The 13,507-nt window shown below is 60.5% G+C and carries 21 protein-coding genes; 20 read left to right on the forward strand and 1 reads right to left on the reverse strand.

Going from position 1 to position 13,507, the window contains the following annotated elements; all coding sequences use genetic code 11:
- Positions 1 to 127: 127 nt before the first annotated feature.
- Together I2F59_RS06405 and hydA are read left to right on the forward strand one after the other, a co-directional pair.
- A complete protein-coding gene (locus tag I2F59_RS06405) occupies positions 128 to 742 on the forward strand; it encodes a nucleotidyltransferase family protein (protein ID WP_195503610.1) in 615 nt (204 codons plus the stop codon).
- Positions 743 to 751: 9 nt separating this feature from the next.
- Positions 752 to 2,119 carry a dihydropyrimidinase gene (gene hydA / locus I2F59_RS06410; RefSeq protein WP_195503611.1) on the forward strand — a complete coding sequence of 456 codons (1,368 nt, stop codon included), beginning with the start codon at positions 752 to 754 and terminating at the stop codon, positions 2,117 to 2,119.
- Between the two features lie 109 nt (positions 2,120 to 2,228).
- Here hydA and yqeC read toward each other — a convergent pair whose 3' ends face one another.
- Positions 2,229 to 2,963 (reverse strand): selenium cofactor biosynthesis protein YqeC, encoded by a 735-nt coding sequence (yqeC, locus tag I2F59_RS06415; protein ID WP_195503612.1) that lies wholly within the window; start codon positions 2,961 to 2,963, stop codon positions 2,229 to 2,231.
- 102 nt (positions 2,964 to 3,065) lie between these two features.
- Between yqeC and yqeB the strand changes: the two genes are divergently transcribed.
- The 18 genes from yqeB (at position 3,066) to rpsD (ending at position 13,475) form a co-directional block, all read left to right on the forward strand.
- Complete coding sequence (yqeB, locus tag I2F59_RS06420; protein ID WP_195503613.1) at positions 3,066 to 3,860, forward strand: selenium-dependent molybdenum cofactor biosynthesis protein YqeB; 795 nt, start codon at positions 3,066 to 3,068, stop codon at positions 3,858 to 3,860.
- A gap of 9 nt (positions 3,861 to 3,869) precedes the next feature.
- Positions 3,870 to 4,913 (forward strand): XdhC family protein, encoded by a 1,044-nt coding sequence (locus I2F59_RS06425; protein WP_195503614.1) that lies wholly within the window; start codon positions 3,870 to 3,872, stop codon positions 4,911 to 4,913.
- A 312-nt stretch (positions 4,914 to 5,225) separates the two neighbouring features.
- On the forward strand, positions 5,226 to 5,783 hold the full coding sequence (rplE, locus tag I2F59_RS06430) for a 50S ribosomal protein L5 (protein ID WP_006235260.1): 558 nt from the start codon (positions 5,226 to 5,228) through the stop codon (positions 5,781 to 5,783).
- Between the two features lie 79 nt (positions 5,784 to 5,862).
- A complete protein-coding gene (locus I2F59_RS06435) occupies positions 5,863 to 6,048 on the forward strand; it encodes a type Z 30S ribosomal protein S14 (protein ID WP_022094280.1) in 186 nt (61 codons plus the stop codon).
- A 119-nt stretch (positions 6,049 to 6,167) separates the two neighbouring features.
- Complete coding sequence (gene rpsH, locus I2F59_RS06440; RefSeq protein WP_006235262.1) at positions 6,168 to 6,566, forward strand: 30S ribosomal protein S8; 399 nt, start codon at positions 6,168 to 6,170, stop codon at positions 6,564 to 6,566.
- Between the two features lie 33 nt (positions 6,567 to 6,599).
- Complete coding sequence (rplF, locus tag I2F59_RS06445) at positions 6,600 to 7,136, forward strand: 50S ribosomal protein L6 (RefSeq protein WP_006235263.1); 537 nt, start codon at positions 6,600 to 6,602, stop codon at positions 7,134 to 7,136.
- 75 nt (positions 7,137 to 7,211) lie between these two features.
- On the forward strand, positions 7,212 to 7,580 hold the full coding sequence (rplR, locus tag I2F59_RS06450; protein ID WP_006235264.1) for a 50S ribosomal protein L18: 369 nt from the start codon (positions 7,212 to 7,214) through the stop codon (positions 7,578 to 7,580).
- A gap of 14 nt (positions 7,581 to 7,594) precedes the next feature.
- Entirely contained in the window at positions 7,595 to 8,119 is a 525-nt protein-coding gene (rpsE, locus tag I2F59_RS06455; protein WP_006235265.1) for a 30S ribosomal protein S5, read from the forward strand.
- Positions 8,120 to 8,121: 2 nt separating this feature from the next.
- Positions 8,122 to 8,304, forward strand: coding sequence for a 50S ribosomal protein L30 (rpmD, locus tag I2F59_RS06460; RefSeq protein ID WP_006235266.1), 183 nt, complete (start codon positions 8,122 to 8,124; stop codon positions 8,302 to 8,304).
- A gap of 3 nt (positions 8,305 to 8,307) precedes the next feature.
- Complete coding sequence (gene rplO, locus I2F59_RS06465; RefSeq protein WP_006235267.1) at positions 8,308 to 8,757, forward strand: 50S ribosomal protein L15; 450 nt, start codon at positions 8,308 to 8,310, stop codon at positions 8,755 to 8,757.
- Positions 8,751 to 10,037: a preprotein translocase subunit SecY gene (gene secY, locus I2F59_RS06470; RefSeq protein WP_055252237.1), complete on the forward strand. Its 1,287-nt coding sequence runs from the start codon at positions 8,751 to 8,753 to the stop codon at positions 10,035 to 10,037. Before rplO ends, secY begins: the two co-directional genes overlap by 7 nt.
- 18 nt (positions 10,038 to 10,055) lie before the next feature.
- The gene (locus tag I2F59_RS06475) at positions 10,056 to 10,682 is read left to right on the forward strand and encodes an adenylate kinase (RefSeq protein ID WP_055252238.1); all 627 of its coding nucleotides are present in this window, start codon (positions 10,056 to 10,058) and stop codon (positions 10,680 to 10,682) included.
- On the forward strand, positions 10,679 to 11,467 hold the full coding sequence (map, locus tag I2F59_RS06480) for a type I methionyl aminopeptidase (RefSeq protein WP_195503615.1): 789 nt from the start codon (positions 10,679 to 10,681) through the stop codon (positions 11,465 to 11,467). Before I2F59_RS06475 ends, map begins: the two co-directional genes overlap by 4 nt.
- 104 nt (positions 11,468 to 11,571) lie before the next feature.
- Positions 11,572 to 11,790: a translation initiation factor IF-1 gene (gene infA, locus I2F59_RS06485; protein ID WP_035137443.1), complete on the forward strand. Its 219-nt coding sequence runs from the start codon at positions 11,572 to 11,574 to the stop codon at positions 11,788 to 11,790.
- A gap of 147 nt (positions 11,791 to 11,937) precedes the next feature.
- Positions 11,938 to 12,051: a 50S ribosomal protein L36 gene (rpmJ, locus tag I2F59_RS06490; protein WP_006363204.1), complete on the forward strand. Its 114-nt coding sequence runs from the start codon at positions 11,938 to 11,940 to the stop codon at positions 12,049 to 12,051.
- 14 nt (positions 12,052 to 12,065) lie between these two features.
- Positions 12,066 to 12,440, forward strand: coding sequence for a 30S ribosomal protein S13 (gene rpsM, locus I2F59_RS06495; RefSeq protein ID WP_022094275.1), 375 nt, complete (start codon positions 12,066 to 12,068; stop codon positions 12,438 to 12,440).
- Positions 12,441 to 12,454: 14 nt separating this feature from the next.
- Positions 12,455 to 12,859 (forward strand): 30S ribosomal protein S11, encoded by a 405-nt coding sequence (rpsK, locus tag I2F59_RS06500; protein WP_006235274.1) that lies wholly within the window; start codon positions 12,455 to 12,457, stop codon positions 12,857 to 12,859.
- 19 nt (positions 12,860 to 12,878) lie between these two features.
- Positions 12,879 to 13,475, forward strand: coding sequence for a 30S ribosomal protein S4 (gene rpsD, locus I2F59_RS06505; protein WP_006235275.1), 597 nt, complete (start codon positions 12,879 to 12,881; stop codon positions 13,473 to 13,475).
- Positions 13,476 to 13,507: the final 32 nt, after the last annotated feature.

Consider the following 13,507-nt stretch of genomic DNA (forward strand, 5'->3'; position numbering starts at 1 on the left):
AAAGGGGGCGCTCTGCCAACTGGCGGGGTGCCCCTATTTTGCATCGCGGGCGTGCGGGATAAGCGCTTTCGATGTGGATGCCCGCGGCGCGAGTTATGGGTACGATGGTTTCAGGGGAGGTATCACCATGAAACTTGGATGCGTCATTATGGCTTCGGGCGAGGGCAAGCGGTTTGGCTCTAACAAGATGCTTGCCGATATCTATGGCGAGCCGCTGATTGCCCGGACCATCGATTCGGTTCCCCGGGGCTTTGACGTCGTGGTTTCGACGCGTTGGCCCGAGGTCGCTCAGATTTGCGAGGACAAGCATTGCCCGTGCGTGCTGCACGATGGCGAGCTGCGCAGCGAAAGCGTCCGTGCGGGCCTTTCGTGGGGAGTCGAACGCAACTGGAAAGGTTGCCTCTTTTTGCCGGGCGACCAGCCGCTCGTGAGTTCGGATTCTTTTGAGGCTATGGTTCGTGCATTTGACGAGCGTGGCCGCAAGCATCCGGTGCGTCTTGCGTGCAACGGTGAGCCTTCGAGCCCGGTGCTCTTTCCGGCGGAACTATTCGATGCGCTTATGTGTCTTGAGGGCAAGGACGGCGGCGGTTCGATCCTCAAGGGCCGTACCGATGTGGTGTTGGTCGAGGCGCGTGCCTACGAGCTGTGGGACGTCGATACCGTCAAGGGACAGCGACGCATAACGGAGCATATTGCCGCCTGCTCGTATTTTGATCGCGTGGCCAACTGCATCAATCAATAAGGAGCAATTATGATCATCATCAAAAACGGCGCGCTCGTGACGCCCCAGGGGCTTCGCCGCGCCGATCTTGCCATGGAGGGCGACAAGATTGTGCGGATCGCCGCAGCGATTGAGCCGGGCGCCGACGATACCGTCGAGGACGCCGCGGGCTGCTGGGTGTTTCCCGGCTTTATCGACGGCCACACGCACATGCAGTGCTGGACTGGCATGGATTGGACAGCCGATAGCTTTGAGACCGGCACGCGCGCGGCTGCCTGCGGCGGCACGACGACCATTGTGGACTACGCGACGGCCGATCGCGGCGTGACCATGCCCGATGCCTTGGCCGAGTGGCATCGCCGCGCCGACGGAACCTGCACGGCCAACTACGCTTTTCATATGGCACTCGCCGAGTGGAATGAGCGCAACCGCGCCGATCTTTCGGCCATGCGCGAGGCGGGCGTATCGTCGTTTAAGACCTACTTTGCCTACGATCATTTGCGCCTGGACGATGCCGAGACGCTCGAGGTGCTCGAGGAGCTCAAGCGTATTGGCGGCATACTGTGCGTGCATTGCGAGAACGGTACGCTGGTGAATGAGCTGCAGAAGCGCGTGTACGAGCAGGGGATTCATGGGCCCGAGGGGCATGCGCTCAGCCGCCCGGACGTGTGTGAGGCCGAAGCCGTGAGCCGCCTGCTGTATCTGGCGCACCTGGCCGGGGACGCTCCGGTCAACGTGGTGCACCTTTCGACCAAGCTGGGGCTCGAGGCCATTCGCGCTGCCAAAGCGCGCGGGCAGAAGGATATCTATGTCGAGACCTGCCCCCAGTATCTGATGCTCGACGACACCTGTTATCTGGAGCAGGGCGAGGACGGCTTTGCGGGCGCCAAGTATGTGATGAGCCCGCCGCTGCGCCATGCCGGTGACCGTGCCGCGCTGCGCGAGGCGCTTGTGGCCGGCGAGATCGATACGATTGCGACCGACCACTGCAGCTTTAACCTGCACGGGCAAAAGGACCGCGGGCGCGACGATTTCCGCGCGATTCCCAACGGCGGGCCCGGCGTGGAGCATCGTCCCGTCGCGATTGCCACGAGCTTTGAGGGACAGCTGGGTCCCGAGGATCTGTGCCGCTTGATGAGCGAGAACCCGGCGCGCGTTTTTGGCATGTATCCACGCAAGGGCTGTCTTGCCGAGGGTGCCGATGCCGACGTGTGCGTGTGGGATCCCCAGGCGCGCTGGACCATTCGCGCCGCGACACAGCATCAGGCTGTGGACTACACGCCGCTCGAAGGCTTTGAGGCACATGGCCGCGCCAAGGCCGTGTTTGTGAACGGCGTGCTGGCGGCACGCGACGGCGAGCCTACCGGAGCCCAGCCCGGTCGCTACGTGCCCCGCTAGCAGCAAAGATGCCGTGTCCCCTCCGCAGTTGCGGTGAAATACGGACTGTTTGCGGCCGTCAGGCGGCCAAACAGTCCGTATTTCACCGCAACTGACGAGATGGGGCCGGCTACTTGAGGCTGGTGGCGATGAGGGGGCGGTTGAGGGCTGCCTCGAAGCGATCTGCCATCGTGGGGTCGCTGAGCGTGTCGACTTGGTTGAGCAAGATGCGGGCATTGTTGAGGTTCAGCATCCGCATCTCGGCATTGAGCACCTGGGCGACGCGCTCGGGCGTGGCGATGTCGGTGAGCTCGCAGCCGCAACGCTCGCAAAAGAGCTCGGGGCGGTGGACGGCTTCGTTGATGGGCTTGCTGAGTCCCGAGGCGCCGACGAGCCAGATGACGTTGGCCGTGCCGGAGGGAATTACCGGCTCCCAGGCGGCATGCGCCTTGAGCGGGAGTCGCTTGCTGCCATCTGCCTCGGCCAATACATAGTCAAAGCGCTGCGCCAGCTCGTTGAGCGGCTCAACGGGGGCGGAGAGCTTGCCTGTCTCCGGGCCCAAAACACCCGCCTGGCAGATACTTCCGCGGTTCATGCCCGCGCATGCCTCGCAGGTGCAGCCGGGAACATGCAGGGCCCCCGGCTTCCAAGGCGCGGCGTCCAGGCGACGATTCGACCCGTCCCATGGTACGCCGGCGACGGGAAACATGTGCGTGGTGGTACAGAGAAGCACCCTGCCGCCGGCGCGCATGAGCTCGAGACCCAACGCACGCAGCAATGTCGACTTGCCGCCACTGCCGATAATTGCGGTAATGCCCGGCTCGATCTTGAGCGCGGAGGCAAGGTTTCCGCTCGTCGTTTCCATCTGTTCACCGCCGTATAATACTGTGATAATAAATAATCATCAGAGTAGCGGTCGAACCGCTTTTGCTCTGCTCAAACCGTAGCACAGGGAGGTGCCCCGGGAATGCTCGTTTATGTTCGCGGCGCCGGCGATATCGCCACGGGCGTCGCCGCTCGCTTGGTGCGCGCCGGCGTGTCGGTCGTTATGGCCGATATCGCGGTTCCCACGTGCATCCGCCGCACGATCAGTTTTTGCGAGGCCATTCGTCTGGGCGAGGTCGAGGTCGAGGGTATTCGCGCTCGCTTGGCACAGACGCCGGCAGAGGCACTTGCGATTACCGAGGTCGGAGACGTCGCCGTTGTGGTGGACCCCCAGGCCAAGATGCTCGGCGAGCTGAAACCCGCTGCCGTGGTCGACGCGATTCTGGCTAAGCGCAACTTGGGCACCACGCGCGACATGGCGCCTGCCGTCATCGCCGTGGGGCCGGGCTTTACCGCGCCGGTTGACTGCGATGCCGTGGTCGAGACCATGCGCGGGCATTTTCTCGGCCGTGTCATTACCCAAGGTTCGCCCCAGCCCAACACGGGCGTGCCAGGCATTATCGCCGGCTATGGTAAAGAGCGCGTTATCCACAGCCCCGCCGCCGGCGTGTTTCGGTCCGACCGCGCAATCGGCGACATCGTGAGCGCCGGAGACGTGATTGGCTATGCGGGCGATACGCCCATGTGCACGCAGATCGATGGCTGTCTGCGCGGGCTTTTGGCGAACGGCGTGCAGGTGACTGAGGGCTTTAAATGCGCCGATGTCGATCCGCGCGGCGATGCCAGCTATATCAACTACATTTCGGACAAGGCGACGTCGGTCGGCGGCGGCGTGCTCGAGGCACTCGCTATGCTCACCGGTGTATTCCAGGGATAGGAAATTGCAATGGAAAAGCTCGATGTGGTGAATGCTGCGCTTGGCGCTCTGAAGGCCGGTAAGACGTGCGAGTTGGTGGTAGTTGCCGGCACGGCAGGGTCGTCACCGCGCGGTGTGGGCGCATGGATGGCCGTCTTTGCCGATGGCAGCCAGGCGGGCACCATCGGCGGCGGCAAGATTGAGCTCTTTGCGCTGGACGAGGCGCGCGAGCTCCTGAGCGCGGGTCAGTCGCGTCTGGTCCGCTACACCATGGGCGGCGAGAACTCCGATACCGGCATGATCTGCGGCGGAGCCATCTGCCTGTGCTACCTGCATCTGGATGCGACCCAGGCACCGTTGTTCCAGGAAATTGCCGACGTCTTGGCCTTTCGGCGCATCGGCGACTTCGTCATCGACTTTGAGCCGTTTGTCGTAAGCGCGCTCGAGGGCGATGTGGCCGAGTACCATGGCGAGGAATCGCGCCGCACCATTGCGGGCTGTCCCGGGCTTTCGCTGGTGGAGGAGGGGAGTAAGGTCACCTACACCAACGCGGCCTCCGAGATTCCCCCGGCGCACATCGAGACGCTCTGCCCCGAGGGCCTGACTTATATCTTTGGCTGCGGCCACGTGGGCGCTGCGACGGCGCGCGTGCTCACGGCGGCGGGCTTTGCCGTCGTGGCGTGCGATGACCGCCCCGGCACGCTGACCCCCGATTGGGTGCCCGGCGTCTACGACCGTCGTCTGGTCGACTACAAGAACCTGAGCGAGCTGTGTCCCATCGGCCCGCGCGACCTGGTGGTCGCCGCCACGGCGGGTCACAAGTCCGATATCGACGTGGTGATTCAGGCCATGCGCGCCAAGCCCGCCTATCTGGGCTGCTTAGGCTCGCGCCGCAAGACGGCCTTTGTGCGCGCCCGCCTGGAGCAGGAGGGCTTTACGCAGGAGCGGATCGACGAGCTGCACCTGCCGATCGGCGTTGCCATTCAGGCCGAGGACCCCGAGGAGATCGCCATCTCCATAGCCGCCGAGATGATCCACCTGCGCCGCACCAAGCTCGTCCCCCGCAAGCGCTAATCGCATCCCCACCAATAAGTTGCGGTGAAATACGGATTGTTTAAGCCTGTTAGGCCGCCCAACAGTCCCTATTTCACCGCAACTGCTTTTTGGGGATCACTATGTGCGGGGGAGTTGTGGAGTTGTGCAGGCAGACGAGGTTTTTCTGGAAATACGCACCCAATGCGCGTATAGTACCGATTGTTTTGTCGGCTCCTGCTGCGTCGAGTCCAAACCGCGAAATGCCATGAGCGGCGCGGATGCAGCCAGGAGGCACGAGGACAACCCATCGTGGCCACGCCCCGTGCTTAAAACCCCAAGAAGGAGTGAACAATGGCAGAAGAGAAGTATGTGCCGCGTCTGAAGACCAAGTACAACAACGAGGTCAAGCAGCAGCTTCAGGACAAGTTCCAGTACGAGAACGTCATGATGATCCCCAAGTTTGAGAAGATCGTCGTGAACATGGGTGTCGGCGAGGCCGCTACCGATTCCAAGGCCATCGACGGTGCCGTGCGCGACCTGCGCGCCATCACCGGCCAGCAGCCGATGATCACCCGTGCCCGCAAGTCCATCGCTACCTTCCGCCTGCGCGCTGGTATGCCGATCGGCTGCAAGGTTACCCTGCGTGGCGACCGTATGTGGGAGTTCTTCGATCGTCTGACCTCCGTCGCGATCCCCCGTATCCGCGACTTCCGCGGCATCTCCGCCAAGAGCTTCGACGGCCGTGGTAACTTCTCCATGGGCGTCACCGAGCAGCTCATCTTCCCCGAGATCGACTTCGACTCCGTCGATCACCAGCGTGGTATGGACATCACTTTCGTGACCACCGCCAACACCGATGAGGAGGCCAAGGCCCTTCTGGACGCCTTCGGTTTCCCGTTCAAGAAATAGGTTCACCTGCCCTATAAGCGCCGTTCCCACAAGGGGGCGGCGCTTGGGGCGAACAATACTCTATGTGAGGAGGATATAAGTGGCTAAGACATCGATGATCGTCAAGTGCAATCGCAAGCAGAAGTTCTCTACTCGTGAGTACACGCGCTGCCAGCGCTGCGGCCGTCCGCACTCTGTGTACCGCAAGTTCGGCCTGTGCCGTGTCTGCTTCCGTGAGCTTGCACTCAAGGGCGAGCTTCCCGGCGTTAAGAAGGCCAGCTGGTAAGTCACTACCAGCGTTTCAAGCATCCGTTTGGAACAGGGAAAACGCGCTAAAAAGGCTTTGCCGTTAAGGGCGGTGAAGAACCAAGAGCACGTGTTCATCAAGAACGAAGGAGAATCTGTATGAACCTTACAGACCCGATCGCAGATATGCTTACGCGCATCCGTAACGCTAACTCTGTGAACAAGGCCACGGTCTCCATGCCGAGCAGCAAGAAGCTCGTCGAGATCGCTCGTGTTCTGCACGAGGAGGGCTACATCGAGGGCTACGATGTCGAGGACACCGTTCCCCAGAAGACTCTGCACATCACGCTTAAGTATGGTCCCAAGAAGGCTAAGGTCATCAACGGCATCCGCCGCATTTCCAAGCCGGGCCTGCGTAAGTACACCGGCGTTGCCGACATGCCCCGCGTCCGCGGTGGCCTTGGTACCGCCATTATTTCCACCAGCCATGGCGTCATGACCGACCGCGATGCTCGCAAGCACAACGTCGGCGGCGAGATCATCGCTTACGTCTGGTAATTCGCTCGGTAGGTAGAAGGAAAGGAGATCACCGTGTCTCGTATCGGTAATAAGCCTGTCCAGATTCCCGCCGGAGTCGAAGTGGCAGTCAACGGCAACAACGTTGTCGTCAAGGGCCCCAAGGGCCAGCTCGAGCTCGATGTCTTTGAGAAGCTCGCTATCAACGTCGAGGACAATGTTCTCACCGTTTCCCGTCCCGACGACGAGCGTGAGACCCGTGCCCGCCACGGCCTCACCCGCGCCCTCATCCACAACATGGTTGTTGGCGTTTCCGAGGGCTTCGAGAAGAAGCTCGAGCTCGCCGGCGTCGGTTACCGCGTGCAGCAGAAGGGCAAGAACCTCGAGTTCTCCCTGGGCTTCTCGCACCCCGTGATCGTCGAGGCTCCCGAGGGCATCACCTTCGAGGTTCCCGACAACACCCACGTGAACGTCAAGGGTATCAACAAGCAGCAGGTCGGTCAGATCGCCGCTGAGATCCGCGGCCATCGTCCTCCCGAGCCTTACAAGGGCAAGGGTATCCACTACGTTGGCGAGCACATCCGCCGCAAGCTGGGTAAGGCCGCCAAGTAGTCGTAACCGACTCACTCGCATAAGACCAGCACCCCGTCAGGTGCTGGCAAGATCAACCTTTTTAGGAGTTTACGTATGAACAAGCATAAGGCGAAGCTGGAAGGCCTCAAGCGTCGTCAGCGTCGTGTTCGCGGCAAGGTCTCGGGTACCTCCGAGCGTCCGCGTCTTCGCGTGACCCGTACTAACGCCAACATCTATGCCCAGATCATCGACGACAGCAAGGGCTCCAGCCTGACGCTCGTCTCTGCCTCGACCCTCGAGGCCGAGTTCAAGGGCACCCACACCTCGAACAAGGAGGCTGCGGAGAAGGTCGGTCAGCTCGTTGGCAAGCGCGCCATCGAGGCCGGCATCACCAAGGTCGCCTTCGATCGCGGTGGCCGTATCTACCATGGCCGCGTCAAGGCCCTCGCCGACGGTGCTCGTGCCGCCGGTCTCGAGTTCTAGGAGGTATGTAGCACATGGCTCGTAATCAGAAGCAGCAGCGCGAGGCCTCCGAGTTCGAGGAGCGCGTCGTTTACATCAACCGCGTGTCGAAGACCGTCAAGGGTGGTCGTCGCATGAGCCTCGTCGCTCTCGTCGTCGTTGGCGACGGCAAGGGCAACGTCGGCGTTGGCATGGGCAAGTCCGCTGAGGTGCCCATGGCCATCTCCAAGGCATCTCTCGATGCCAAGAAGAACATGTTCCACGTGCCGGTGACCGAGCAGGGCACCATCCCGCACGAGGTTCTCGGCCACTTTGGTGCCGGCCGCATCATCATCAAGCCCGCTGTCGAGGGTACCGGCGTTATCGCCGGCGGCGCTGTGCGTCCCCTCTTTGAGCTTGCTGGCATCAAGAACGTCCTGTCCAAGTCCCTCGGTACCGACAACGGCCTCAACATCATCAAGGCTGCCGTCGAGGGCCTCAAGGAGCTCTCCAGCCCTGAGGACGTCGCGGCTCGCCGTGGCCTGACGGTCTCCGAGATGTTCGTCGGTAAGGAGAACTAAGCATGGCTGACACCATCAAGATCAAGCAGGTCCGCAGCACCAACGGTTGCAAGCAGGACCAGGTCCGTACTGTCCGTGCCCTCGGTCTCCACAGGATCCGCGAGGTTCGCGAGATTGCTGACAACGAGTCCGTCCGCGGCATGATCTTCAAGGTCAAGCACCTTGTCGAGATTGTAGAGGAGTAGCAAATGCAGCTTCACGATCTTACTCCCGCGCCCGGTTCCACCAAGAACCGCAAGCGCGTCGGCCGTGGCAATTCTTCGGGTCACGGCACCACTTCTGGCCGCGGTCAGAAGGGCCAGGGTTCCCGCTCTGGCGGCACCAAGGGTGCCGGCTTCGAGGGTGGCCAGACTCCGCTGGCTATGCGCCTGCCCAAGCTTCCGGGCTTCCGTAACCCCCGTCGTATCGAGTACACCGCTGTTAACGTTGAGCGTCTCGAGCGTAAGTTCGAGGACGGCGCTGTGATCGACGGTGCCGCTCTTAAGGCCGCTCGCATCACCAAGAGCGAGTTCGAGCCCGTCAAGGTGCTCGGCAATGGTGAGCTCACCAAGAAGTTCACGGTCAAGGTCGACAAGGTCAGCGCTTCTGCGCAGGCCAAGATCGAGGCCGCCGGCGGAAAGGTCGAGCTGCCGTGCTAAATGGTCTTAAGAATGCTTTCCGCATCAAAGAATTGCGCGAAAAGATTCTTTTTACCATAGCTATGCTCGTCGTGTACCGCATTGGTGCGCACGTTCCTGTGCCCGGCATTCCCTTCCAGGGGATGCTGGGCCTTTTCTCGACCGATAACAATTCGGTCGCCGCAGGTGCTATGGCCCTCCTGAATCTTTTCTCTGGCGGCGCGTTGAGCTATGTGTCGGTGTTTTCGCTGGGCATCATGCCTTACATCACCAGCTCGATCATCCTCCAGATGCTCCAGGCCGTTGTGCCTTCCCTGCATGAGCTTGCCCGCGAGGGCGAGGTCGGTCAGACCAAGATTACGCAGTATTCGCGTTACCTCACCCTTGCTCTGGCAATCCTCAACTCCGTGGGTTACCTCTTCCTCTTTAAGAGCTTCGGCATCAGCTTCAATGGCGCCGGCGCTCCCGAGATCATCTTCGACCTCATGATCGTCGGCACGCTCACTGCGGGCGCCATGCTGATCATGTGGATTGGTGAGCTCATCACCCAGCGCGGTATCGGCAATGGCATGTCGCTGATCATCTTTGCGAACATCATGGCCGGTCTGCCGCAGGCTATCTTCTCCAGCACCGAGGGCAATGCCGGTGGCATCATCACCATGGTGATCATCTGCGCCATCATCCTGCTGGTTATCCCTCTGATTGTTTTCCTTGAGCGCGGCCAGCGCCGCATCCCGGTCTCCTACGCTAAGCGCGTCGTGGGCCGTCGCATGATGGGTGGTCAGACCACCTACCTGCCCATCAAGGTCAACACCGCGGGTGTCGTGCCGATCATCTTCGCTTCGGCGCTGCTGTACTTCCCGGCTCAGATTGCCGTGTTCTTCCCCGGCATCGGCTGGATCCAGGCAGTTGCCTCCGCGCTTTCGACCGGTTGGCTCAACTGGGTGCTTAACGTTGTCCTCATCGTGTTCTTCGCGTACTTCTACACCTCAATGGTGTTCAACCCCGATGACACGGCCGACAACCTTAAGAAGCAGGGCGGCTTTATTCCGGGCGTGCGTCCGGGTAGGGCTACCGCGGCCTACATCAAGAACGCGCTCAACAAGATCACGCTTCCCAGCGCTGTCTTTTTGGCGCTCATCGCCATCGTGCCTTCGATCATCTTCTCCTTCACGGGTAACCAGCTGATCCAGGCATTTGGCGGCACGTCCATCCTCATCATGGTCGGCGTCGTGCTCGACACAGTCGATAAGCTCGAAGGCCAGATCAAGATGTATGATTACGATGGATTCTTTAAATAGGCTAGAGGAGGATTGCTCATGAACCTCGTATTGCTCGGAGCTCCGGGTGCCGGTAAGGGCACCGTCGCACAGGAGCTCGTCGCCGAGTTTGGCGTCGCCCATATTTCCACGGGCGACCTGCTGCGTGCTGCCGTCAAGGGTGGCACCGAGCTTGGTATTCAGGCTAAGAAGTACATGGACGCTGGCGAGCTCGTTCCCGACCAGCTCGTGATCGACCTTGTCAAGGAGCGCCTTGCCGCCGATGACGCCCAGCAGGGCTTCATCCTCGACGGCTTCCCGCGCAACACCGCCCAGGCCGTGACGCTCGATTCCGAGCTCTCCGCCATGGGTCGCGAGATCGACTGCGCCCTTCTGGTTGATGTGGCCCCCGAGGTCATCATCGATCGTCTGTCTTCGCGTCGCACCTGCCGCGCCTGCGGTTACACCGGCACTGCTGCCGATGCCACCTGCCCCAAGTGCGCCGGCGAGATGTATCAGCGCGACGACGACAAGCCCGAGACCATCAAGAACCGTCTCGACGTCTACGAGAAGTCCACGAGCCCGCTCGTCGACTACTATCGTGGCCAGGGTCTGCTCAAGTCGGTCAACGGTGACCAGGCTCGCGAGACCGTGTACGGGGATGTCAAAGAGGCTCTCGGTCTATGATCAAGATTAAGTCTGCAACGCAAATCGAGCAGATGAAGAAGGCAGGAGCGCTATCTAAGATGGCGCTCCGCCACGTTGGAGCCATGGTGCGCCCCGGCGTTTCGACTTTTGAGCTCGATCAGCTCGCGGAGCAGATTATCCGCATGCATGGTGGCATCCCAGCCTTTAAGGGTTACGGCGGGTTTCCCGGAACCATTTGCGCATCGATTAACGATGCCGTGGTACACGGTATTCCCAACCCCGACATGATCCTGCGCGATGGCGATATCATCTCCATCGATACGGGAGCCGTTGTCGACGGTTGGGTCGGCGATAACGCTTGGACGTTTTTCGTCGGCACCCCCACGCCCGAAGCCAAGGCTTTGTGCGAGATCACGCGCGATTGCCTTAAGGCTGCCATCGAGCAGGCTGTTCCCGGTAACCATATCGGGGACGTCGGTTATGCCGTTCAGTCCCTCGCCGAGTCTCACGGTTACGGCGTGCTTCGCGATTATGTGGGCCATGGCATTGGCCGCGTGATGCACGAGGACCCCAACGTTCCTAACTATGGAAAGAAGGGGAGGGGCGTTCGCCTCCAGGCCGGCATGGTCATTGCCATCGAGCCGATGGTTACGATGGGTTCCAACCATGTGAGCACGGGCTCCGACGGTTGGATCGTCACGACCAACGACCACCTGCCCGCCGCGCACTACGAGAACACCGTCGCCATTACCAATGACGGCCCGGTGATTCTCACCACGGATGCGCAAGGTGCTTGGTGTTCGCTCCAAGGCGGAGAAATGTAACAAGTTCCACTTAGTTGTGGAGCCATTACGAAGTTATTACGATGCGTGCATACGTGTTGTAGAATACTCAATCGCTGTCGTTTTCTAGAGAAAGATGATTGCTTGTGAAGAAGGAAGACGCAATTGAGCTCGAGGGTACGGTAAAGGAACCGCTGCCCAATGCCATGTTTAAGGTCGAGCTCGAGAACGGTCATTCGGTTCTGTGCAACATTTCTGGCAAGATCCGAATGAATTACATCCGTATTCTCCCCGGTGACAGGGTTGTCGTGGAGCTTTCCCCGTACGACCTGACCCGCGGCCGCATCACCTATCGCTACAAATAGCGGCACGCATACACGCTCTTTTCCGACTGCAGGCTTAGCTCAACCTACGGTCGGTTTGCGTGTGAAGACCAGCCATAGTTTTAAACGCCTGCGGCTGGGCGAGTAGATAGTAGGGAAGTAGTTTGAGCGCTACCGAAAGGAAGAACGATGAAGGTACGTCCTTCGGTCAAGAAGATGTGCGATAAGTGCAAAATCATTAGGCGCCATGGCAAGGTCCTCGTCATTTGCGAGAATCCCCGTCATAAGCAGCGTCAGGGTTAAGAGAGGAGACTACGTTGGCCCGTATTAATGGTGTCGACCTCCCGCGTGAGAAGCGCGTTGAGATCGGTCTGACCTACATTTACGGCATCGGCCGCACCACTGCGACGAAGATTTGCGTCGAGTGCAACGTTAACGTGGATACGCGCGTTAAGGACCTCACCGAGGATGAGGTTAACGCCATCCGCGATTATATCGATAAGAACCAGATCATGGTTGAGGGCGACCTCCGCCGTGAGCGCAACCAGAACGTCAAGCGCCTTATGGACATCGGCTGCAACCGCGGCCTTCGTCACCGCAAGGGCCTCCCGGTCCGCGGCCAGCGCACCCACACTAACGCTCGTACCCGCAAGGGCCCGAAGCGTCAGATCGGTGCTAAGAAGAAGAAATAAGGAGCGCTAGATAGATGGCTACTGCTAAGAAGAACGTTCGCGCTGCCCGTCTGAAGCGCGCGGACCGTAAGAACATTTCCGTGGGCCAGGCTCACATTCGTTCTACGTTCAACAACACGATCGTTTCGATCACCGATCCCCAGGGCAACGTCATTTCCTGGAAGTCGGCTGGCCAGGTGGGCTTCAAGGGCTCCCGTAAGTCCACGCCGTTCGCTGCCCAGATGGCTGCCGAGGCTGCTGCCAAGCAGGCCATGGAGCACGGTATGAAGAAGGTTTCCGTCTTCGTCAAGGGCCCCGGCTCCGGTCGTGAGACCGCCATCCGCTCCCTCCAGGCTGCTGGCCTCGAGGTCTCGAGCATCCAGGACAAGACCCCCATTCCGCACAACGGCTGCCGCCCCAAGAAGCGTCGCCGCGTGTAACTGAAAGGATCGTATCAATATGGCAATCGACAGGACTCCTGTTCTTAAGCGCTGCCGTCAGCTCGGGATCGATCCCGCTGAGCTCGGTTACAGCAGCAAGAAGGAATCTATCCGTCAGCCCAAGCGCCGTCGCAAGGAATCTGAGTACGGCATGCAGCTGCGCGAGAAGCAGAAGGTCAAGTTCATCTATGGCGTTCTGGAGAAGCAGTTCCACGGCTACTTCAACAAGGCCCGCAAGATGAACGGCGTCACCGGTGAGAACCTCATGATCATCCTTGAGTCTCGCCTCGACAACGTCGTCTTCCGTCTTGGCTTCGCCCGCACCCGCAAAGAGGCTCGTCAGTCCGTCCGTCACGGTCACTTCACCGTGAACGGCAAGCGCGTGGACATCCCGTCCTACCGCGTCAAGGCCGGCGACGTCGTCGCTGTCGGCGAGAAGTTCCGTGACCTCCTCCCCATCAAGGAGGCCCTGATTTCCTCCGAGCGCTTTGAGGTCCCTGGCTGGCTCGAGGTCGATATCGAGAAGCTGTCTGGTAACGTGCTCGCTCTGCCGACGCGTGAGCAGATCAGCGGTGATATCAACGAGCAGCTCATCGTCGAGCTCTACTCTAAGTAGTCCATCCGGGCTGCTGAGGCTGGAGGTAATAC

Origin of the sequence: Collinsella aerofaciens (assembly GCF_015556945.1) — a bacterium.
GTDB classification, from domain to species: Bacteria; Actinomycetota; Coriobacteriia; order Coriobacteriales; family Coriobacteriaceae; genus Collinsella; species Collinsella aerofaciens_AO.

What these genes read in the sequence shown, in the direction of transcription:
- I2F59_RS06405 (WP_195503610.1), top strand. Translation starts at nt 128, where the DNA reads ATGAAACTTGGATGCGTCATTATGGCTTCGGGCGAGGGCAAGCGGTTT.
- hydA (WP_195503611.1), top strand. Translation starts at nt 752, where the DNA reads ATGATCATCATCAAAAACGGCGCGCTCGTGACGCCCCAGGGGCTTCGC.
- yqeC (WP_195503612.1), bottom strand. Translation starts at nt 2,963, where the DNA reads ATGGAAACGACGAGCGGAAACCTTGCCTCCGCGCTCAAGATCGAGCCG.
- yqeB (WP_195503613.1), top strand. Translation starts at nt 3,066, where the DNA reads ATGCTCGTTTATGTTCGCGGCGCCGGCGATATCGCCACGGGCGTCGCC.
- I2F59_RS06425 (WP_195503614.1), top strand. Translation starts at nt 3,870, where the DNA reads ATGGAAAAGCTCGATGTGGTGAATGCTGCGCTTGGCGCTCTGAAGGCC.
- rplE (WP_006235260.1), top strand. Translation starts at nt 5,226, where the DNA reads ATGGCAGAAGAGAAGTATGTGCCGCGTCTGAAGACCAAGTACAACAAC.
- rpsH (WP_006235262.1), top strand. Translation starts at nt 6,168, where the DNA reads ATGAACCTTACAGACCCGATCGCAGATATGCTTACGCGCATCCGTAAC.
- rplR (WP_006235264.1), top strand. Translation starts at nt 7,212, where the DNA reads ATGAACAAGCATAAGGCGAAGCTGGAAGGCCTCAAGCGTCGTCAGCGT.
- rpsE (WP_006235265.1), top strand. Translation starts at nt 7,595, where the DNA reads ATGGCTCGTAATCAGAAGCAGCAGCGCGAGGCCTCCGAGTTCGAGGAG.
- rpmD (WP_006235266.1), top strand. Translation starts at nt 8,122, where the DNA reads ATGGCTGACACCATCAAGATCAAGCAGGTCCGCAGCACCAACGGTTGC.
- rplO (WP_006235267.1), top strand. Translation starts at nt 8,308, where the DNA reads ATGCAGCTTCACGATCTTACTCCCGCGCCCGGTTCCACCAAGAACCGC.
- I2F59_RS06475 (WP_055252238.1), top strand. Translation starts at nt 10,056, where the DNA reads ATGAACCTCGTATTGCTCGGAGCTCCGGGTGCCGGTAAGGGCACCGTC.
- map (WP_195503615.1), top strand. Translation starts at nt 10,679, where the DNA reads ATGATCAAGATTAAGTCTGCAACGCAAATCGAGCAGATGAAGAAGGCA.
- rpmJ (WP_006363204.1), top strand. Translation starts at nt 11,938, where the DNA reads ATGAAGGTACGTCCTTCGGTCAAGAAGATGTGCGATAAGTGCAAAATC.
- rpsK (WP_006235274.1), top strand. Translation starts at nt 12,455, where the DNA reads ATGGCTACTGCTAAGAAGAACGTTCGCGCTGCCCGTCTGAAGCGCGCG.
- rpsD (WP_006235275.1), top strand. Translation starts at nt 12,879, where the DNA reads ATGGCAATCGACAGGACTCCTGTTCTTAAGCGCTGCCGTCAGCTCGGG.